The 21,340-nt window shown below is 43.4% G+C and carries 12 protein-coding genes, 1 tRNA gene and 1 pseudogene; 10 read left to right on the forward strand and 4 right to left on the reverse strand.

Translation table 11 applies throughout. The features are described from left to right. The 9 genes from arnT to A359_RS03235 all read left to right on the forward strand — a co-directional run bounded on the left by arnT (position 1) and on the right by A359_RS03235 (position 11,875). On the forward strand, positions 1-1,653 hold the full coding sequence (gene arnT / locus A359_RS03180; RefSeq protein ID WP_014888417.1) for a lipid IV(A) 4-amino-4-deoxy-L-arabinosyltransferase: 1,653 nt from the start codon (positions 1-3) through the stop codon (positions 1,651-1,653). Then, positions 1,650-1,985 carry a DMT family transporter gene (locus A359_RS03185; protein ID WP_014888418.1) on the forward strand — a complete coding sequence of 112 codons (336 nt, stop codon included), beginning with the start codon at positions 1,650-1,652 and terminating at the stop codon, positions 1,983-1,985. Before arnT ends, A359_RS03185 begins: the two co-directional genes overlap by 4 nt. Further along, the gene (arnF, locus tag A359_RS03190; protein WP_014888419.1) at positions 1,985-2,365 is read left to right on the forward strand and encodes a 4-amino-4-deoxy-L-arabinose-phosphoundecaprenol flippase subunit ArnF; all 381 of its coding nucleotides are present in this window, start codon (positions 1,985-1,987) and stop codon (positions 2,363-2,365) included. Before A359_RS03185 ends, arnF begins: the two co-directional genes overlap by 1 nt. Positions 2,366-4,190: 1,825 nt before the next feature. Further along, positions 4,191-4,430 carry a hypothetical protein gene (locus A359_RS03200; RefSeq protein ID WP_014888420.1) on the forward strand — a complete coding sequence of 80 codons (240 nt, stop codon included), beginning with the start codon at positions 4,191-4,193 and terminating at the stop codon, positions 4,428-4,430. Positions 4,431-5,316: 886 nt separating this feature from the next. Next, positions 5,317-6,315, forward strand: a complete 999-nt coding sequence (gene trpD, locus A359_RS03215) for an anthranilate phosphoribosyltransferase (protein WP_014888423.1) — start codon at positions 5,317-5,319, stop codon at positions 6,313-6,315. A 6-nt stretch (positions 6,316-6,321) separates the two neighbouring features. After that, positions 6,322-7,680, forward strand: coding sequence for a bifunctional indole-3-glycerol-phosphate synthase TrpC/phosphoribosylanthranilate isomerase TrpF (gene trpCF / locus A359_RS03220; protein WP_014888424.1), 1,359 nt, complete (start codon positions 6,322-6,324; stop codon positions 7,678-7,680). 33 nt (positions 7,681-7,713) lie between these two features. Next, entirely contained in the window at positions 7,714-8,904 is a 1,191-nt protein-coding gene (trpB, locus tag A359_RS03225; RefSeq protein WP_014888425.1) for a tryptophan synthase subunit beta, read from the forward strand. Position 8,905: 1 nt separating this feature from the next. Next, the gene (gene trpA / locus A359_RS03230; RefSeq protein WP_014888426.1) at positions 8,906-9,712 is read left to right on the forward strand and encodes a tryptophan synthase subunit alpha; all 807 of its coding nucleotides are present in this window, start codon (positions 8,906-8,908) and stop codon (positions 9,710-9,712) included. Positions 9,713-11,416: 1,704 nt separating this feature from the next. Then, positions 11,417-11,875, forward strand: a complete 459-nt coding sequence (locus tag A359_RS03235; RefSeq protein ID WP_014888427.1) for a single-stranded DNA-binding protein — start codon at positions 11,417-11,419, stop codon at positions 11,873-11,875. A 532-nt stretch (positions 11,876-12,407) separates the two neighbouring features. On the opposite strand, the gene A359_RS03240 is transcribed toward A359_RS03235, so the two are convergent. The 4 genes and pseudogenes from A359_RS03240 to cpdA all read right to left on the reverse strand — a co-directional run. Then, a tRNA-Ile gene (locus tag A359_RS03240) sits at positions 12,408-12,480 on the reverse strand. 412 nt (positions 12,481-12,892) lie between these two features. Next, positions 12,893-14,788 (reverse strand): DNA topoisomerase IV subunit B, encoded by a 1,896-nt coding sequence (gene parE / locus A359_RS03250; protein ID WP_044104586.1) that lies wholly within the window; start codon positions 14,786-14,788, stop codon positions 12,893-12,895. A 359-nt stretch (positions 14,789-15,147) separates the two neighbouring features. Next, positions 15,148-15,330, reverse strand: coding sequence for a hypothetical protein (locus tag A359_RS04475; protein ID WP_195909931.1), 183 nt, complete (start codon positions 15,328-15,330; stop codon positions 15,148-15,150). 48 nt (positions 15,331-15,378) lie between these two features. Further along, positions 15,379-16,171, reverse strand: a pseudogene (gene cpdA / locus A359_RS04265) (3',5'-cyclic-AMP phosphodiesterase); the annotation flags it as partial. A 4,044-nt stretch (positions 16,172-20,215) separates the two neighbouring features. Here cpdA and aroK point away from each other — a divergent pair. After that, a complete protein-coding gene (gene aroK / locus A359_RS03265) occupies positions 20,216-20,737 on the forward strand; it encodes a shikimate kinase AroK (protein WP_014888434.1) in 522 nt (173 codons plus the stop codon). Positions 20,738-21,340 lie beyond the last annotated feature (603 nt).

Genomic DNA, 21,340 nt, shown 5'->3' on the forward strand with positions numbered 1-21,340 from the left:
ATGAAGACCAGAAAAGCCAGTATTGGGCTGTTGCTCGTTATTGTTCTGTATTATGTTTTCCCCCTGATGTCTCGCGCCCTATGGCAGCCAGATGAAACGCGCTACGCTGAAATAAGTCGTGAGATGCTCGTTAGCGGCGATTGGATAGTCCCTCATTTTCTAGGTCTGCGTTATTTTGAGAAGCCAGCGATTGGCTATTGGATTAACAATCTCGGTCAGTGGGTATTTGGCAAGACGAATTTTGCTGTGCATTTCGGTTCCACGTTTTCCATTATCCTGACGGCGCTTATGGTGTACTGGATGGCATGGCGTTTATGGCAGGATCATCGGCTTGGGATGACGGCAGTGGCAATTTTTAGCTCCTGTCTTCTTGTTTATAGTATCGGGACTTATGCCGTGCTCGATCCTATGGTTGCGCTATGTCTAGCGGCCACCATGTGTAGCTTCTGGAAGGCGGTACAGGTGCCCCAAGGGTGGCGTAAAGGCTTGTGGTATCTGGTAGTAGGTGTTGCCTGCGGACTGGGCTTCATGACTAAAGGCTTCCTTGCCCTGGTAGTGCCACTACTCAGCGTCATGCCCTGGATCATCGTGACAAAACGCTGGAAGGAAGTCTTATCTTACGGGACGTTACTGTTGCTTGGTTCTCTCATGATAAGTTTGCCCTGGGTTATCGCTATCGCGTGTCGAGAGCCAGATTTTTGGCATTATTTTATCTGGGTCGAGCATATACGGCGCTTTGCAGAAGATGGCGCCCAACATAAAGCTGTTTTTTGGTATTACCTGCCAGTGCTACTGTTAGGATCGCTGCCTTGGCTGGCCCTGTTACCAGGAGCACTGCTCTGCGCCTGGCGTGAACGTCAGGCGCAGAGCAGTGCGTCCTATCTTCTTGGGTGGGCTGTCATGCCCTTGCTGTTTTTCAGCCTTTCGAACGGCAAACTACTGACGTATATCCTGCCTTGTTTTGCTCCATTGGCGTTACTAATGGCGCGCTATGCGACGGTATGGGGAGGGCGAGCGCTAAAAGTGAATGGTGTGATTAATGTGCTTTTCGGGCTACTGTGCGTCGTCGCGATAGCCGGAATTTTAGCTCCTTGGGGGCCTGTACAGCATGCACTATTCGGGCGTGATGAAGTCAGAAAAATCGTACTGGCGGTGCTCGGGTTTCTGATTTGGGCAGCCGTTGGTGGCCTCACTCTGTGGGCGCCGGCAGCACGTTGGTGTTGGGCCTCACTGTGTCCAGCAGGGATTGCATTGCTTTTTGGGTACGCTATACCGCAAGAGGTGATCGATGCTAAACAGCCGCAGGCATTCATAGAGATGGTTCGCCCACAGCTAGAAAATAGCCGTTTTATTCTCACTGATAGCGTGGGCGTTGCGGCCGGTCTTGCCTGGGAACTGGAACGAAGCGATATTTTGCTATTTTCATGCCCGGGAGAGCTAGCTTATGGCCTGAGTTATCCTGACTCTTCGGGGCGTTTTGTTAGCAAAGAGGGGTTTTCTAACTGGCTGCATGAGCACTGTAAGGACGGCGCAGTGGCGTTGGTGTTGCTGCTTCCCGACCGCAATGCACAGCTCGACCACCTACCGCGTGCGGATATAGCTTACCGACGTGGACGATTGATGCTTTTGGCCTACGATAAAAGCCGGTCATGATTTATTTATTGATTTTTGTTGTTGTGCTATTAAGCTGTGCAGGCCAGCTTTGCCAAAAATACGCCGCCAACATGATGCCCGGCGCCGGCACTCTAGGGGCTCGACTGCGTTGGATAGCGACGAGTTTTCTGCTGCTGGCAGGCGCTTTTGTAGCGTGGTTATGGGTATTGCAGAGGGCACCAATAGGCATCGTTTACCCGATCTTGAGTATCAATTTTTTGCTGGTGACCCTGGCGACCCGATTGCTCTGGTTAGAGTGCATATCATTACGCCATGGCATCGGGCTGCTTTTGATGGTTTCAGGGATTGTCATTATGGGAGCCAGTCTTTAATGGGCTATAGGTGGGCATACTGTAGCGTGCTCTTGGTCAGCGTTGCGCAGCTGTTGATCAAATGGGCGATGATGCATTTGCCCCCGATCTGTTCCCCTCTACTTTGGGTAGACTCAGGACATACAACCCCTCTTAGGGTGCTAGCAGGCGGTATAATAGCTTATTTCTTATCTACGGGGTGCTGGTTTATGGCGCTTCGACGTTTGCCGCTGAATTTAGCTTATCCACTGCTCAGCCTGAGTTATGTCTTGGTAGCAATATTTTCGCTAATGATTCCTGCCTTTCATGAGACCTATACTTTATCAAGACTGATGGGTGTGGCATTAATTTGCAGCGGGGTGTGGTTGATTTATCACCCCTCAGGCAGGAATAACAAGTGACGATGTCTTGACACACGACCTGATTCTTGATCCCTGCCTTCCAGGTAAGATAGCATTTTAAACTGCTGCGGAAAGCAGTCTGCCGCTAAGACTTTTATCCTGGAGGTTTGCGTGATGCCGAGTATTAAAACGAGGTCACGCGATGAGTGAGATTCTCTTATATCTTGCAATTATTTTTATCAAAACGTGAAAAATAACATGACATCGACAAGTAGTAAGCCAATAAAACATAAGAAAAATTTTCTTGAAGTACCCGGTTGCTTTTTAGATAGCAATTGTTTGCCTAAAGGTTCCAGTCTCAAAAAAAAGTATATCAAGTGCACGTTAAGATTTTTGTATCGCACATTTTAGGGACCGAGGCCCGCGATTTATTTATGTAATACGCTGAATAATGTCACACTAAGTCTCTAATGAGTTCGTGTGCCCATCGGGCAACATGTGACGGATAGGCGGTATGTTTGTTAACGCTTCTTAGAACTTGTTGCCGTTAAGAAGGCTGATCGAATAAAACTTTTTGGATCACTCAAAGGCTATGGCTCTACAACGGACTAGTTGAATTTAATAGAATACATAACGAGCTGACTTCTAGAATGGTGATGGTTATCTAATGATGCCCGATGTTCGGCATATTTAACCGATTAATCTGTCTAGGATTTTTACGATTTGCAGCGTCTTTTCTTGGCATGAAAACTGTCTTTGAAGTCTTATATTACAACCGTATAATAATACTTATACGATACTCCTAGACCATCATGCGGATCACCCGCCTTGCGCATCACCCAAGTGATAGAAAAGTCGCTTTTTGGGTTGTATGCAAGAGCGTAGCATGATGGTAATTTTTACCGTCGTCGGGTCACGTGTGTTTTATCGATATGTTGTCTAAAAATTTAGATGTAGCCTGCGCAGCAGTGGTGCAGCTGTGCGATCAATCAAGCAAAGGGACTTCATCTATCGAGTGGTTTTCTGATGTAATATCGTGACGGATGCATGTGCTGCTTTTTGATACCACAGGAACCTAACCGGCTTGTATTAGTGCGCTGAAAAAGTTTTTAACTAGTGCATCTGTGTTGAACAATCAAGAAAAATATTGCGCCGTCATCAGAGTTCTTGTCGGAATTCGCCGCCGTAACGGTAAGCTTTTATATTGGAGACAATTATTAATTTACTAAGTTAGAAGTATACATCTATTGATTCAAATAATTTACTTTTATCTATTGGCATCATAATTTGACGTTGCGAGACACTAGCGTATTGATTTTTATCATGATCATTATTAAGGTTGACTTTTTATCTTTGAAATAGTTAACTAGTAATTACTACTTTTAGTGCAATAAAAAATAAAAGAGAAAACTTTTTAAAACAATTTGTTCTGATACCTCAGAATAAACGCATGATCTCTACAACGTAGCATTATGCAAGCAAGGATCAGAAGATAACGTCACACCTGAGCTAAACATCATTTCACTGCACCTCATAGTAGTGGTGCAGCGATCCTCCTTGCTGCAGAGAAGCCATAGAGACGATAAAAAACGACCTCTATTAAGGTCGTGCCTGCTTTGTTAGAAAATGTTCTTTGATTTCGGGTCTGGTGATGATGCATCGATATCATGCAAAATAACAGCGCATGATCCTTAATCAACTTATTGTCTAATCTGGCTTTGTAATGAGCGATACTCAGGACGGCCGAGTAGAATTTCTGCGAGTTCAGGCCCCTTATCATCCGGACACCAGAGCTATATTTACTCAGTGATGTTTCCTCCCTGGTGCCGCAACACTGCTGCTGCAATTAGGAGAGATTAATAAGCAAGATGATCATAAAAGTATTATGACTATAAATAGCTCTCAGGATACTTCTTCGCTCGATCAAACCGTCAAGTTTCAGGTGATTATCATCCAAGACGCCATCCTGTTACGTCTGATAAACCCCGCGTTCTCGGGGAAGGTGAAAGACACTCCGCATGCCTACGGATACAAGTTAACCTTACCAACAATCGAACAGGCCGAGGCTAAATATGCCTGGGAGTACGGGTATTCGGTTTGCTATTTTTGCGTTATCTGTTGCTAATTCAGAGTCAGCAACAGATGTTGGAACTATACAACAGTCTATTATTCTGCCCTAAATCGGCAAACAAACTGTGCGTAGAGCAAGGTTTAGAGCCGGAAGCGCATCATCTGAGTGAGGTCGTACACCCGATCTGGCATCAGATTATTACCACCATTACACTGTTTTTCAGCCAGAAAAAAGAAAGGGTACGGTCAAACTTTGCGTAGTATACAGGATAATATCGGTGGAAGAGAAAGAGTCCAGATAGTACCGTTGAGGCACCCCTGCCTCCTACGTACGTCAGTGCCCGCTGACTGTGATATGTTTAAGAAAAGTATTTTTACTTCTTATATATTACTTATGGGTGATCATTTTCTCACTGCGCTTGACGCATCCTTGAGCGGTTTCGTGAAATACGCTTTTATGCTCAGCAAGGTTGTATTTTACCGCAGTGCTCGTATCCGACCTTACTTGTACTGCGCAGAGGGTATGTTATATGTTGATTTCCTCAGATTCATGTCGGAACTACTAATCCAGCCACCAAGCATCGGTAACTACCTGAAACCTGAGAGGAGAGTAGTAGCCTATGGTGTCTACGCAGGCCAGAAGTGTAAGATGCGACATAGTCAAGCCTCACCTTATTACCGACAAAAGCTATGGCATGTTAGCTGGTCTAGCGAATTCTCGAGTGGAAATGAAATACTATGTACTAGTCGTTCGCAGGCATGTCCTTTGCTAAAGATCAACACTTACTATCATGAGATGCTACTTTCGGTGCAGAATGAATGATACCGAGTGCATCTTCCGCCTCTAAGATCACCCTGAATTTATTTTACCCACCCAAAATGTATGTTTGTTCAATAAAAACGCCCGCTTTGGGGTTGGCGTAGCTAAGAGGACCTTGTTAATGCAAAGGATACTGGAACATCTTTACCAGGGCGAACGCATCAGCCGTGAACAAAGCCAAAAGTTATTCGAGGCAATCATTAAATGTGAATTGGCACCGGAACAGTTATCCGCGGCTCTTATCAGCATGAAAGTGCGCGGCGAACATCCCGAGGAAATCGCTGGTGCGGCCAGCGCACTGCTGGACAACGCCAGCCCGTTTCCACGTCCTGATTATTTATTTGCTGATATTGTCGGTACCGGTGGTGACCGTAGCAATAGCATCAACATCTCCACAGCCAGCGCCATCGTTGCCGCCGGCTGTGGCGCTCGGGTAGCGAAGCACGGAAACCGGAGTCTATCCAGTAAATCAGGCTCTTTTGACCTACTAGCAGCGTTTGGCATCCTCCTAGACATGCCGGCAGCTCTTTCACGAAAAGCGTTAGATGACCTCGGGATGTGCTTTTTGTTCGCGCCGCAATATCATCCTGGTTTCTTTCATGCCATGAAAGTGCGTAAAATATTGAAAACACGTACATTATTTAATGTCCTAGGTCCTTTGATAAATCCTGCCAGGCCGCCACTGGCATTGATTGGTGTTTACAGCCAGGATTTGGTATTGCCTATCGCCCAGACGCTGCACGTACTAGGTTATCATCGCGCTGCAGTGGTACACGGTGGCGGCATGGACGAGGTCGCGCTTCACGCTCCGACGTACGTGGCAGAATTACATGAAGGCATCATTGAAAATTACACTTTGAACGCAGTAGATTTTGGCCTATCCGCGCAGAGCGCGGATGCCCTGTGCGGGGGGTCTCCAGAGGAAAATCGTGCCCTTGTAGCGGATTTGCTACAAGGTAAAGGTAAGCGTGCTCATGTGGCTTCTGTCGCTGTCAACGTTGCCCTTTTGCTTAAAATGTTCGGATATGAAAATCTTCGTGACAATACCGAACGGGCGCTGGATGAAATCAACAGCGGCGCCCCCTATACGCGCGTTATGGCGCTTGCAGAAAGAGGATAAAAAGACATGCAAGACACAGTACTTGCGAAAATTGTCGCAGATAAATATGAATGGGTATCTAAGCATAAACGGCTAAAACCATTGGCGAGTTTTCTTCATCAGGTTATGCCTAGCACGCGTAGTTTTTATCACGCACTTTCCGGCGCTAAAAAAGTATTTATATTGGAATGTAAAAAAGCGTCACCATCTAACGGCCTTATCCGCGCTAATTTCGATCCGGTTGCTATAGCGGGCGTTTACCGGCCTTACGCGTCCGCGATTTCGGTATTGACCGACGAGAAGCATTTTCAGGGAAGTTTCGATTTTTTGCACCAGGTGAGTCGTACGGTAAGCCAGCCGGTGTTATGTAAAGATTTTATTATCGATCCATGGCAAATTTACCTAGCACGCCTATACCAGGCGGATGCGATTTTGCTGATGTTGTCCGTTCTTGACGACGATACCTACCGTAAACTAGCTGAAGTGTCTCACAGACTTCAGATGGGAGTGCTCACGGAAGTTATTAGCGAAAAAGAGCGGCAGCGCGCTATTAGCCTAAAAGCGAAAGTAGTGGGGATTAATAATCGAGATTTACGGGACCTGTCTATCGATTTGAACCGCACTCGCACATTGGGGCCGAAGCTGCCGGCTGGTGTCACAGTTATCAGCGAGTCCGGCATCAATAATTATTGTCAGGTACGCGAACTCAGTCACTACGCTAATGGCTTCTTGATCGGGAGTGCTCTCATGAGAGAGCCTGAATTAACGCTAGCCTTAGACCGGATTCTGCTAGGTGATAACAAAGTTTGCGGTTTGACGCGTGCTGCCGATGCCCAAGCTGCCAGGGCGGTTGGCGCGCTCTATGGCGGGCTGATCTTCGTCCCCGGCTCCCCGCGCTACCTGGAGGCAGACATGGCTCGTGCGGTCATTGCCGGCGCTACACTCCGCTATGTCGGAGTTTTTCGCGATGCTCCGGTGAGCGATGTTGCTGCAAGGGCAAATTTGTTGTCGCTGTCGGCAGTTCAGTTGCACGGCGATGAAGATCAGCCTTACATTGACGCCCTACGTCAGGTCTTGCCACCTAAGTGCCATATTTGGAAAGCGCTGGATATGCGCCATCCCCTTCCGGCCCGTGATTTGACACAGGTAGATCGCTATGTTCTTGACAACGGTGGAGGTCATGGAAAACCGTTTGATTGGTCATTGTTAAATGGAATGATATTAGATAACGTGATGCTGGCGGGTGGTCTTGACGCAGATAATTGCGCTGCTGCGGCTAGTCTTGGTTGCGTAGGGCTGGATTTTAATTCTGGCGTAGAAAGCACCCCAGGTATCAAAGATTATCAGAAATTGGCTACGGTATTTCAGATTCTACGTGCCTATTAACTATCAGCCTCACGGCGTGAGAGACAAAACAGTATGACACGAATTAATCCTTATTTTGGTGAATTTGGCGGCATGTACGTACCGCAAATCCTGATGCCTGCTCTGATGCAACTGGAAGATGCATTTGTCGATGCTCAAAGTGACCCGGCGTTTCAGAGAGAATTTGGCGATCTACTCACTCAGTATGCCGGCCGGCCGACGCCGCTAACACTGTGCCGAAATCTGACGACAGGTACTCAGACTAAGATATATCTGAAACGAGAAGATTTATTGCACGGCGGCGCCCATAAAACTAATCAGGTACTGGGACAAGCGTTATTGACTAAACGAATGGGTAAAGCTGAAGTCATTGCCGAAACGGGCGCGGGCCAACATGGCGTGGCAGCTGCTTTATCCTCCGCTCTTCTGGAGTTGAAATGCCGTATTTATATGGGGGCTAAAGATATTGAACGCCAATCACCTAACGTTTTTCGTATGCGGCTAATGGGTGCTGAGGTCATTCCAGTATACAGCGGCTCCTCCACCCTGAAAGACGCGTGTAATGAGGCATTGCGCGACTGGTCCGATAGCTATGAACGCGCACACTATATGCTTGGCACTGCTGCTGGCCCGCATCCTTTTCCAACTATCGTGCGCGAATTTCAACGGATGATCGGCGAGGAGACGCGCATGCAGATACAAGAGCAAGAGAAGTGCCTGCCAGATGTGGTAATTGCTTGCATTGGCGGTGGCTCTAACGCTATCGGTATGTTCGCGGATTTTATTGATAAACCAGGTGTTCGCCTGATAGGTGTAGAGCCAGGCGGACTAGGCATTGCAACAGGTCGGCATGGCGCATCGCTGCAGTATGGACGTACTGGTATCTATTTTGGCATGAAATCTCCGATCATGCAGTCTTCTGAAGGGCAAATTGAAGAGTCCTACTCCATTTCTGCCGGCCTAGACTTCCCTTCGGTAGGTCCCCAGCATGCTTATCTTGATAGCATCGGTCGTGCCGAGTATGTGTCGGTCACCGACGAAGAAGCCCTACATGCTTTCCGACACCTCGCTCGCCAGGAGGGAATTATCCCTGCCCTGGAATCCTCACATGCCATTGCCCATGCGCTACGGATGATGAAAGCAGACCCGGAGAAGGAGCAGATCCTGGTGGTGAATCTTTCTGGCCGAGGCGATAAAGATATTTTCACCGTACATAAGATTTTATCGGCAAGAGGAGAAATCTAATATGGAACGCTATCAGAAATTATTTAGCCGATTAGCGGCCCGTAATGAAGGTGCGTTCGTAGCATTTGTAACACTTGGAGATCCTAACCCCGCGTACTCGCTAAAAATCATTGATACACTCATCGATGCTGGTGCTGATGCACTAGAGCTGGGTGTTCCTTTCTCAGATCCACTGGCGGATGGAGCTATCATTCAAAATGCTAACCTGCGTGCGTTTGCCTCTGGAGTTACCCGGGCGCACTGTTTTGAGATGCTGGCATCAATTCGCTTGAAATACCCCGAGATCCCCATTGGCTTACTGATCTATGCTAATTTAGTATACAGCAATGGTATTAATGCTTTTTACGCTCGCTGCTCTGGCGTCGGTGTCGACTCTGTGTTGGTAGCGGATGTGCCACTACAAGAAAGCCTGCCGTTTCGTCATGCAGCTTTGCAACATGGTGTAGCGCCTATTTTTATCTGTCCTCCCAACGCTGACGATGCTTTAGTGCGCAAGATCTCTTTGTATAGCAAAGGCTATACCTATCTGCTAGCGCGTTCCGGTGTTACAGGAAGCGAAAAACGAGCGAAGACACCAGTAGTGCACTTAATCAATGCTTTGAAGGAGCACCAAGCAGCCCCGACGCTACAGGGATTTGGCATTTCTGAGCCCAACCAGGTGCGCAATGCTTGCCGCGCCGGGGTTGCTGGCGCTATCTCCGGCTCCGCTATCGTACGTCTTATCGAAAACCATGTAGATAATTTGGAGGTAATGCTAGAAAAATTAGCGCATTTCGTACGGGAGATGAAGATTGCTACTCTACCTTGAGGGTAGCAATATCTGTTATCATGCCAACATTTACTGAGAGCGAGCAAAAGAGGCTAATAGTACAATAGTCAATAATAACTACATCTCTTATTAAGAATCAGATGGTTGATTCAAACAGTGAAGCCTATATCAAGTACGCCTCTTTTGATTAAGCTTAGGTGTATGTTGGTGGTTCTAATAACGTAATCTAGTTTGGAACATAGCACATAGCTATCGTCTCTCACTTATCTCAACATAATGATCACTGAGAGTCAGATAAGCAATGACAAGTGTTGTAATTCTGCAGCGTATCTGTTGCGGTCATATAAAAGTTCTTGACATAATCAAGGATTATTGAAGGCATCATTACTGTTTTTTTTGATATTAATTACGACTGTACGATACTAACGATAGTGTGCTAGTGAATGAAGCACGTTACCCCCATCGGGGTCCTTTTTTTTCTTGTCTTCCTCAATAGAAAATTATGATAATCAGGTATATTATAATGCTCTCTAAACCGATTCCCATCAGCTCCTGCAATAGACAGTTTTCTATAAATCTGAAAGCTGGAGTATTAATGGCAATGTTTTTCCATAAATTAACATAGATCACTGCATGGATCACGGTATTGTCTACTAGATACAGGTTACTCTGCGCCCCGTTTATGCAGACAACTTCTTTTCCGGGTTTTATATGCTATTTCACGAAAAACTTTTAGGAGATCAGTGATTTTATCAAGCCTTGATCTTGTTATTCTGAGCCTCACTTTTTTGTTTCTTGCTCAGCCAGGAATACTTGTAGTATTTTTTACAGGTTACTTCATAATTTTAAAAATTGAGTCAACGATGATTTGCAAGACCCTAAGGGGAAAAGAAGAGACTGATGTTGTTATCTGAGCAATAGTCCTGGCTATGTATTACCAGTACGTGAGTCAGATTTCCTTTTTAAAAGCGTTTTGATCTATCTAGCAATAATAGATAACTCGCCTATCTTCTCTTTTAGAGAAGCCCGCTGCCTGAATAACTTGCTGTCAGTGTCTTGAGTGCCTGATGTTAAGAGCTTACTGTATCTGGCGCATATTACAATTCATGTAGCGTTATAGGGTTATCGTTGTTCTAGCTGTAAGAGCATTGTTTTCGTGCCAAAAATTGCATTTTGGGGTAAATATATTTACTGCTATCTGTTAATTAAACCTAAAGATTTTTAACAGAAGATCATCTAATTTTATTTCGTAAAAAACGCAGGCCCGAAATGATAAGTACTTTCTGTTGTCTACTATCAATAATAGCCGTAGGATGCTTCATGATTTAACAAAGTGATGCGTAATAAATAACGAAACGACTGTAGCATTAATCGCCGTGCTATCCATGCCCTAGTGTGACATGCTTTTTAAATATATATTTCATAGTCTTTCGGAAACAATTTAATAAAGATGCAGGATCGATGTTATCGAGCAGTATGTGTTATTAATAGAGAAGCAATCGTTTTCCCTATAGCAAGGGCAGGTACGTGATAGAGCACATGGGCGTGTAATCTTATCAAGTGTATATCTGATAACTGTAGCTTTCAGCGCTTCATATGCCATGCCCATTAACTTAAAAAGCGTCGGCTGAAATATAAACGAGGCTATATAAGATCAAGCTGTTATATAGTGTATAATGATACATTATAGAGTATAATTCATCAGCGATTAACATTAGTATTTTATCTTACCAGGAGAGTTTCATGGCTAGCAGAGGCGTCAATAAAGTGATTCTAGTCGGAAACTTAGGCCAGGATCCCGAAGTCCGCCATATGCCTAATGGCGGTGTCGTAGCCAATATTACCCTCGCCACCTCCGAAAGCTGGCGAGATAAGCAGACTGGCGAAACAAAAGAGAAAACGGAATGGCATCGTGTGGTATTATTCGGTAAGCTAGCAGACGTGGCGGGTGAATATCTGCGTAAGGGGTCGCAGGTTTATATTGAGGGCTCACTGCAGACCCGAAAATGGCAAGATCAGAGTGGACAAGATCGATACACTACTGAGGTGGTGGTTAATATAAACGGCACCATGAAAATGCTAGGGAGTCGACAGGGCGCCGCAGCGAGCAACAATGAATTAGTATTGCGGCCCGCACAGAACGCATCGCCTGCACAAAGCAACGATCTACCGATAAACTTTGATGATGATATTCCATTCTGAAGCCCTTTTAGGCTGGACTCGAAGAATTTTTCACTGAACATCGACCGCAAGAATGCTTAGCAAGAAGACTGTTGTGTTAGTACTGAAGTTCAAGGCGTTTTATATCAGATGACTGAAATGCCATATTATAAAGAGAAAGATATAGGCGCCTAAATAAGAGCGATAAAATGTTTCTCATTTCTTAGCCATAAAAATATATCTACTCTATTGCTGGAGTAGGTACTATCTGCCTAAATTTAGGGCACTGTCCCGCAAAATTGGCTATAGAAAAGAACGGCATCGAGTTTAAAGATGCTGAGAAACATGTGGTTGAGACTAACTATATGAAATATTCATGATCTTTTTAGTATTAGATTTTAGTAGAGGGCGTTGGTCGTTTCGGGCATTGTGTTTTTAGTGACATTTAACATGATAATTTGATTTTTACTATAATAAAGATGGATTATGAATCTATTCAATACATGTTAAAGAAAATTACAATAACATCACGTGAGAAGTTCTTGAAGTATATTATTTTACGTCAAATAAATTATGGCCCCTGCCGGACTTGAACCAGCGACAAAGCGATTATGAGTCGCCTGCTCTAACCACTGAGCTAAGGGGCCGGGCATCTTTTATCATACATCATGGCGCTAAGAGGGTCTATAGCCACTTTCGCTATAGACACGGAAAAGTATATTTTTTTAGCTTTTAGCTATATTGAAATCTGCAAAATGAGGTCATTCTGGGCTCAGGTTACGACGCTTATGTTAAATAATAATCTCTATAGGAAAAACACCTTCATAAAAGGGGATGATCTGATAGCATCACTCACTCTTGAGTCACCTGTGTTTGTGTTTGTGTTTGCTATGCGGCGAGCGTTTATGAGCAAACTATATTGCTCTCTTAGACGTATTATTCACAAAACTGTCATAGTAAAACATTTCTGATTCTTATTTTTAATAAACACTGATTTAACCGCATCCTTAATACATGCTTTCACTTGTTACTGAGTCATATTTCAAGTTGCCTAGAGGTTCATGCCTCTATTTTCGCTGCGTGACCTTTTCCATGTAGCCAGCGTCGACGGTCTTTAGCGCGTTTTTTCGCCAGAAGCATATCCATTATTTCCAGGGTTTGTTCCATATCAGACTCTCCTACTGTTAGCTGCACCAACCGACGTGTATTGGGATCAAGTGTAGCTTCTCGCAACTGTAATGGATTCATTTCCCCAAGACCTTTAAAACGCTGCACATTGGGCTGTGCTTTGTTTTTTTTCAGCCGCTTTAGCACTCCTAGCTTTTCTTTCTCATCCAGAGCGTAATAAATCTCTTTACCCAAGTCAATGCGATAAAGGGGCGGCATTGCGACGTAAACATGCCCCTGTTCCACTAGCGCACGGAAATGTTGCATAAACAAGGCGCACAGCAGCGTAGCGATATGCAGGCCATCAGAGTCTGCATCCGATAGTATACAAATTTTACCATAGCGTAGCTGGCTAAGATCGTTGCTATCGGGATCAATGCCTAGCGCCACGGAAATATCATGTACCTCCTGTGATGCTAGAACCTGATCGGAGGGTACCTCCCAAGTATTAAGGATCTTCCCCTTTAGCGGTAAGATCGCTTGATATTCACGGGCCCGAGCCTGTTTAGCAGATCCCCCCGCTGAATCACCTTCCACCAGAAAAAGTTCTGTACGTGCTAGATCCTGCGCGGTGCAATCAGCGAGCTTGCCAGGCAACTCAGGCCCGCTGATCATTTTTTTACGCACCACCTTCTTTGTTTCACGTAATCGACGTCGTGCATTATCAATAGCTAATGCTGCTACTTTCTCGGCTACCTGTATATTCTGGTTCAACCATAGTATAAAGTTATCTTTAACAACGCCGGACACGAAGGCGGCACTTTTTCGAGATGTCAGCCGCTGTTTGGTCTGCCCGGAGAACTGCGGATCCTGCATTTTTATAGATAAAACATAGGCGCATCGATCCCAAATGTCGTCAGATGACAACTTGATGCCGCGAGGTAACATATTATGGTATTCGCAAAACTCACGCATTGCGTCGAGCAGCCCCTGACGCAGACCATTAACATGAGTGCCACCTTGGGGTGTGGGGATCAAATTAACATAGCTTTCAGTTAGCAGTTCTTCCCCTTCCGGAAGCCAGAGAAGGGCCCACTCTACCGATGCAGAACTGCTGCTGACCATACCTATAAAGGGCGCTTCAGGAAGAGTAATAATCCCCTTGATTTCCTCGTTAAGGTAATCGCTTAAACCTGCCTGGTAGCACCAGGACTGCTCTGTGTTATTGATGTGATCTTTGAAAACGATTTCAACACCAGGACAAAGAACCGCCTTCGCCTTTAGTAAATGGGTGAGGCAGGGTATTGAGAAGCCAGGATTGTCGAAAAAGCGCGCGTCCGGCCAGAAATGAACGCTAGTGCCAGTATTATACTTTGGACAACTCCCTAACACTTTGAGGTCTTCGATTTTATCGCCTTGCTCAAATGCGATGCGGTAAATAGTGCCGTTACGGCGGACTATTACCTCAATCCGGGCAGAGAGTGCATTGACCACTGAAATGCCCACCCCGTGCAGACCCCCGGAAAATTTATAGTTTTTATTAGAAAACTTTCCGCCTGCGTAGAGTCGGCAGAGGATTAATTCTACCGCCGGTACGCCCTCTTCTGGATGGATATCCACTGGTATCCCGCGTCCATCGTCAGTGACCTCAAGAGATTGATCTGAATGCAAAGTTACATTAACATGACGAGCATGACCTTCCAGTGCCTCATCGAGGCTGTTATCAATCACTTCTTGTCCAAGATGATTTGGCCGCGAGGTATCAGTGTACATCCCCGGCCGGCGGCGGACCGGTTCTAGTCCGATTAGCACCTCAATGGCGTGAGCATTATAGCTTGACTGCGTCATAACGTGGATCATGTTTAGGAATATAATCTTACCCATTTTATCGTAAAAAATGAACTTTGAAAAGAAGACATTCTTTACGATGTCGATCGTAATCTTATCTGACTTTTATCCCAAACAATACATGATGGGAGTAACAAGCATAGTCAATACCGAAGATAGTACACTTGCTGATTTGCTAAACTATTTGGCGACAGTAATTAGAACAGTTTATTTCCTGATAAGCAGCTAGGATCTCGTCGCTGCTGTTCATGAACCGCCAAATAATCAGATCCGTTTTTTCCAGCATATTGACTTGCATAACTTTATAATCATAGTAACGCTGCAGTGAAAATATATTTTTTGCAGGTATTGGGTTTAGATTATTCCCGGCTCGCTTGATCAGCTGTCATTTTATTCTTTTTCGGCATTGAGTGGATCCCGGCAATGCGGCGCCAGCAAGCTACAATCTGTAACATGGATGCGTTAGCTAAGTACGAAAGCCCAGTCGCTTCTTGGGGGAATAGAAAAAACTTTTCGAAACCGCGGAGATAGACAAGTATCACTATTAGCATCCAGCATACTCTAATGCTGCTTAGATTGTTATGCCCATGCAGTCGAGGCACTTCAGTATACACCCTGCCGACAGGAAGTAGGTCGAGATAGCGCCAGCCGGGGGACTAGGTAGGGTGTCAATAGTAAAATTGGTGCAGTATAGGGCTTAAATTGCACGCAGGTGAAGGGCGTCGCTAATACGAGCCAGTCAAGCCAGTCAACATCTAGTGCCTGACGAATATGTCCGAAGAGCAGAGTTTGTATCTGTTGATATGGCCGCAGTACGTTAGCTAGCGTGTGAGCTTTGCGCAGGATGTGCTGATCAAGCTAGATGCATCCTGAATGGAAGAGATGATGATGTAGTAAGAGTAAAGTATGGCGCTCTTGGTGTCGAAAGAGCTCTTGAGCCAGCCACTTTAGTTGATTCCAGCTCAAAGCACCGCGGTGCATACTATGGACTTGCCTGTCTAGCAACAGCACAAATGCCAGTCAGCACTAATCAACACCTGTTTAGCACAGGAGATACCGAATCCTGTTGGTGCATTAATCATCGCTAGCTGGGAAATCATGGTTTCTAGGCAGCCATAAGGAGGGCGCGGGAAGCTGCGTGATTCCACTGGCAAAATGACGATAGGCTTGGGTCTAGTTATCCTGCGCTAGGCCACCTGTAATAACTACTAAACCAAAATGCTGATTTTCAGCCTGTACCGCTTTCAACACAGAAATGTAGATCAAGAAGGTTTTTACTTCAAGAAGGATCTCGTTCTCATCTAAAAATAGATGAGTATTGATGATTTGTAAAATCCTAATCTTGTCCCCGCGCGCACCAGGAAGTTTTAACCAGCCGTCCAAAGGATTGTCCTTGGTTATTAAAATCCTATTAACAGCAAGGAATTATCATGGCGCTATGAGCCGAATAATAACCCAGCTAGTTTACGAGTGGCTAGCTTATGTGATATTGCTCATCACATTAATATAACTTTATATTTAGATAATTATAACGCGTTTTACAGTGAGAGATCTGCTGATTAGAACACACTTCCGTAAACACGTCGCCGTGAGATAGCCTGAGTTTCATCGAGGGCAGACTTTAGTGGTGGTGGACAGGAATAAGCTGGCTAATAGTTTCCGAAACTTTGTATCTGTAGACAGACTCTTGCATGACTAGTTAGTGGTTGGTGCGAGGAAGAAGATGGTCAATGGGTTTACTTCAGCCGAAGTATCTACAGTATGCATGGATGTAACGGGTTAATTGGTTTAGTACAATACCGTCATGACAGGAAAGTTTTATAAGTAGTGCTTTAGAATTCACTAGCTATACTGCTTCACATCTTAAAAAATATGAGTTAATACTAGTTATTGTAGGCCCATAATAGAGGCGTTGTTCTCGATTGCCTTCTTGCAAGATCTCTCAATACCAAAACTCGTAAGGCACCGCATAGACAAAAGTGTCAGTATTTTTTTTATTTATCAATCAGATCAAGTAATTCATTATAACCTATGACTTTAAGAACAAATCATGACCAAGATTGATGTTATCAAACTTAGGGATAGGAAGCCCAGTAAAGTTCGCTCTGACTTTCATGTAATGTGATGCGCTCAAGAAAATTTTTTAAAAATATAGAATCATTTTTTCTATTAAAAAATTAGTAGAAAATATTGCTGATCTCAGGTGTGCGGGTGTTTATGAGGTTGCGCAGGATCATTTGATTTTTCAGCGATCTATCAACTGGATTGGCTGAGATAATATACAATCTATTTATTCAACATTCATGATCATTCCCGTAGTGATAGTTCTATTTTAGTACCTAGAGTGGTGATCTGCATTACATTAGATGCAATTTCTTTGCCTATGGAGAAATAGCTGAATCATCTATTCATTCTGTCATAGAGCTGCGATACATGAAGAAATGATTGTAAGCAAATCAGTTGCTAGATTTAAGCAAGTGCGGTGCTGTAAAAACATTTTTTGAAATATATGTAGCAAAATGAGACCATGATTAAAGAAATTTAGAAACGCTAGTTCTTTTTGCGCAATTAATTTGCTAAATATTTTTTAGCATCTAAATGATGTCATGTATTTTCGGAGCCTCGCCTAGTGAGAACATAAACCTCCAATGCTTGTGGGTCTATAAGGTTATAAATAGATGATTTAGATATTACTGCGCGTCAAGAGAGCGCTTTGCCTGTAAACGATGATCTCGGTCCATTTTCTGCTCACATGGATTCTCTCGACACGTTTCTGACGATGACGAAGGCATCTGGCTTTTCGGTAAGGGTTTGATAGAGATGCTTGGAATCATTTTTACACTTATAGGCTTGCGGAAAAGATGTCAAGACTGTTGTGTTCTTAACGGTTGTGAGAAAATAGATTCTATTTAGATAAACACTTTAATATCCAGGGAAGTGTCTCGATTGAGTCATTAATGCTTTTTGCTTTGAAGTGTTTGATGCAGGAAAATCTGCGCAGTGTCACCTGACAGCGATTATGAGATACGTGGTGTCATGGAAGAAAGTAGTAGGGTTTTGAGGTTCTCCTCAAATCAAAGCTATTTTTACCTGATCTGGATGCAGTATATTGTTTCTTACGGCGTAATCTGCATAAGCGTATTAATAATTCTTACTACTCACTTCAATCACTTGAATCATCTTCATGTGGGATTAGATAATTACCTAGGATTAATTTACATTAAAATATAACCATTTCAGCTATTTAGCGAAGTATGAAGACCTTCCGTCTTTTGCTAGATCGCATGAGGTCTGCGCAAATGTAGATATTTAATTAGGATTTTTATAAATATAGTATTAAACAGTTAATATTGTAATTCTATAGGAATTGACAGTGTTGGTGTATTTTTTTCTTTAACGGGGCATCATAGTAAAATGTATTGTAATGACTGCTAAAAGATGGCAGTCGGATATTTGATAGAGATAGATAAGATGAGGAATCATACCACTGGTGCCAATGCCCTGCTCTTTGTGCTTTTGAGCATTTCTTTCTGCTTGCCCTATGGTTTTTATCAAAACACTCAGGCTGATATAATCATGCGCGCAATGAGCACTTTCTTGAAGTATTAACATATGTATGCTGAGATTGATTATCTTGCCGTACGTATTACAAAAAACAAGACTTTAAGCATCCCACTAGCAGGCTTTTTAAGTTTTAAGGCCGTGTTATAAATCAGTCGATAAGTAATGTTAAACGTTTGCTTTTCTATGGAGATTATTTACTGAAATAAAGATAATGCGATTCGTCAGAGAGTAGCTGAACTTTAAGTTCATCAAGACGCCTGCTGATCGGGACATTATCTTAGATGCCGATAAAATCCCCGTCATCTTGAGACTATTAATGCTGATGTATGCCTCTATATGACCGTAATCTCAATTTCGTTCAAGGTTAGGATATTATGAGGCTTAAGTAGGCATAGAAACCAGTGATTGCTCATGAACATATCAAGTGCAGCGGTTTTTTACTGAAAAACATAGGGTTTATCAGTCAACACTTTCTCACTATTGAGGTGGTTTTCGAGATGAATTGAGGCTTCGGTTTCGTGAATAATTTATGATGTGTGGAATAGCTTCTAGCTTATTATTAAGCACCTAAAAGATAATGCACTATATCTGCTAATAAGCAGATGGTATCTGCAGTGCCCGGTGAAGATTTATTTATGTTCCTATCTTCTCTTTTGAAGCATGTGTGCTCTTGTTCATTTCATGAGAGTAAGAAATTCAAGAACAGTCTTGTTGACTATGAAAAATATAGCGCATATTTTCAGGTTGTTTTACGTTATCTTCTGGGTATTTTTTTACTTATTAACACTGATGATGTGATTACTAGAAGGCAAAAAGAGACTGATTAATAGGTTCTGTATTTTTTATGGAAAAACTATCTTGAATGTACTAAAAAATACTAATCATTATCAAAGGATCTTGCATGGCTCATCTTAAAAGATGAGCAGGAGCATATAATAATCAGAGAATATATTTTTTTTGAAAAAACATCGCATGATGTCGTTTTTCTGGAAATTTGAAGTGAAAAGACTCCTGCTTTCAGGAGCGCCCATTATTTTATCTTTTACTTTATAATAGTACACGTTAGATAATAATCGTCTTATGGAATTGAGAGCATGAAAGCTTTGTCAATAACGTGTTATACAAGTTATCTTTTGCTATAGATGCGATCATTTTTGTATGATTTATAAAAAGATAACGATTCCAGCGTCAGGCGTTACTGCTGCTACAGAATCTTGCCTCGTTATGCATGTAAAATACAAAAGACGTCATAACAAAATTTGTGCTAATGTTCAATGCCTCCATAACATCTTTGCATACAGAGGTATTTACTGCCATATCAATAATATTTTTCTACATATCTTGTAAAGATATGTAGCAGTATAAAAGGAGATGGGACGCTTTTAAGCAAAGGCGAGGATTTTATTTTTAAGCATATGATATATAATGATATATTATCGTAATACATCGCGGTCTTATGATAAGTAAGGACGATAACAGCAGTTTTACCATAGTGTATTCTTACAATCGTATAGTATAATCAGTATATCGGACTCACGACCAACTACCGTCGTTTTAAATGTCCGAATCCAGCTATCTAGCAGCAACGCATACTGTTCTGTTATCAATATGACGCTGTTGGGGATTTCACTTAAAAAGGGTAACCTATATGAAGCATCGATGGTCTCTCGTTAAATGTTATGCCGGGCATCTTGCTTTTGGTGTAGGCATCAATTTAATTAGTTGCCAAACTACCCAGAGTGCTGGGATAATTTTGCCTGATTCTATCACTAACGCTCATGAGGTTTCAGTTTAGATCCCGTCGCTAATTTTATTAGCGGGGCGGGTTTTCATTAACAATTAATCTTACTAATACCGAAAAACATGGCAGAGAAACGCAATATCTTTCTAGTTGGGCCTATGGGTGCTGGAAAAAGCACCATCGGGCGTCAGTTAGCTCAACAACTGAATATGGAGTTTTTCGATTCTGATCAAGAAATTGAGCGACGAACTGGAGCTGACGTAGGTTGGGTATTTGACGTAGAAGGTGAAGAGGGTTTCCGCGATCGAGAAGAAAAAATTATCAACGAACTGACTGAAAAGCAGGGTATTGTGCTAGCTACAGGCGGTGGCTCCGTTAAATCGCGCGACACACGCAATCGCCTTTCCGCTCGAGGAGTGGTTGTGTATCTTGAAACTACCATTGAAAAACAGCTAGCCCGTACGCAGCGTGATAAGAAACGCCCGCTCTTGCAAGCAGCAGAGCCCCCTCGTGACATTTTAGTAGTGTTGGCTCGCGAAGGTAAACCGCTTTATGAAGAAATAGCGGACATCACAATCCGCACCGACGAACAAAGCCCTAAAGTTGTTGCTAACCAAATTATCAATATAATAGAAAGTAGATAATCTGGCGTAACGAGCTTCCGAAAAGATTATTGATAATATCCTGGAACTAAATGTTGTTATTTTAGAAAAAAGCAGTTGCCAACTTACCATGTCTGTTTTTTGATTACAAAAGTAAGCATTAGTCGCATTGCTAAAGAGGGACAATAACGCCATGCTGGCGACTAATCACTATTAGTCCTTAATCTGAGCAGCCCCAGAGCAGTATTGCTGTTCTACTAGGCAGGCGGTCAAGATCAATTTAGTGGTATTATCTGTCTGCGAGGAGAGCAAATTGCTCACACTGCTAGAGCAACGATTATTTCGCTAGTTACAAAAACCATCTTAGAGAGCATAATATCATACCCGATCAGTATCGCAGCATCAGCAATGCTTTTGCCGATCTGGCCACTGATAGCTATCAACTTTATACTTTTTATTTAGACTCAGATCACGCCATTTTCTCAAGCTAACTAATCGGCAGGGAGTAAAACCGGATCAATGCTCATCTCGGTAATAATCAGATAATCAAATTTTCTATCAGTGTCGCTCTTAAAGCAGCAAGTAGAAGCCTACGTACATCTCCTTTCGGATAAAGTGATCTCCTTGACTTTCCTTGGAAAAGAT

The sequence above is a fragment of the secondary endosymbiont of Ctenarytaina eucalypti genome (genome assembly GCF_000287335.1).
Classification (GTDB): domain Bacteria; phylum Pseudomonadota; class Gammaproteobacteria; order Enterobacterales; family Enterobacteriaceae.

Coding starts and splice junctions, on each gene's coding strand:
- A359_RS03235 (WP_014888427.1), top strand. CDS start 11,417: ATGGCTAGCAGAGGCGTCAATAAAGTGATTCTAGTCGGAAACTTAGGC.
- A359_RS03200 (WP_014888420.1), top strand. CDS start 4,191: ATGACTATAAATAGCTCTCAGGATACTTCTTCGCTCGATCAAACCGTC.
- trpD (WP_014888423.1), top strand. CDS start 5,317: ATGCAAAGGATACTGGAACATCTTTACCAGGGCGAACGCATCAGCCGT.
- arnF (WP_014888419.1), top strand. CDS start 1,985: ATGGGCTATAGGTGGGCATACTGTAGCGTGCTCTTGGTCAGCGTTGCG.
- arnT (WP_014888417.1), top strand. CDS start 1: ATGAAGACCAGAAAAGCCAGTATTGGGCTGTTGCTCGTTATTGTTCTG.
- parE (WP_044104586.1), bottom strand. CDS start 14,788: ATGACGCAGTCAAGCTATAATGCTCACGCCATTGAGGTGCTAATCGGA.
- trpA (WP_014888426.1), top strand. CDS start 8,906: ATGGAACGCTATCAGAAATTATTTAGCCGATTAGCGGCCCGTAATGAA.
- trpCF (WP_014888424.1), top strand. CDS start 6,322: ATGCAAGACACAGTACTTGCGAAAATTGTCGCAGATAAATATGAATGG.
- A359_RS03185 (WP_014888418.1), top strand. CDS start 1,650: ATGATTTATTTATTGATTTTTGTTGTTGTGCTATTAAGCTGTGCAGGC.
- aroK (WP_014888434.1), top strand. CDS start 20,216: ATGGCAGAGAAACGCAATATCTTTCTAGTTGGGCCTATGGGTGCTGGA.
- trpB (WP_014888425.1), top strand. CDS start 7,714: ATGACACGAATTAATCCTTATTTTGGTGAATTTGGCGGCATGTACGTA.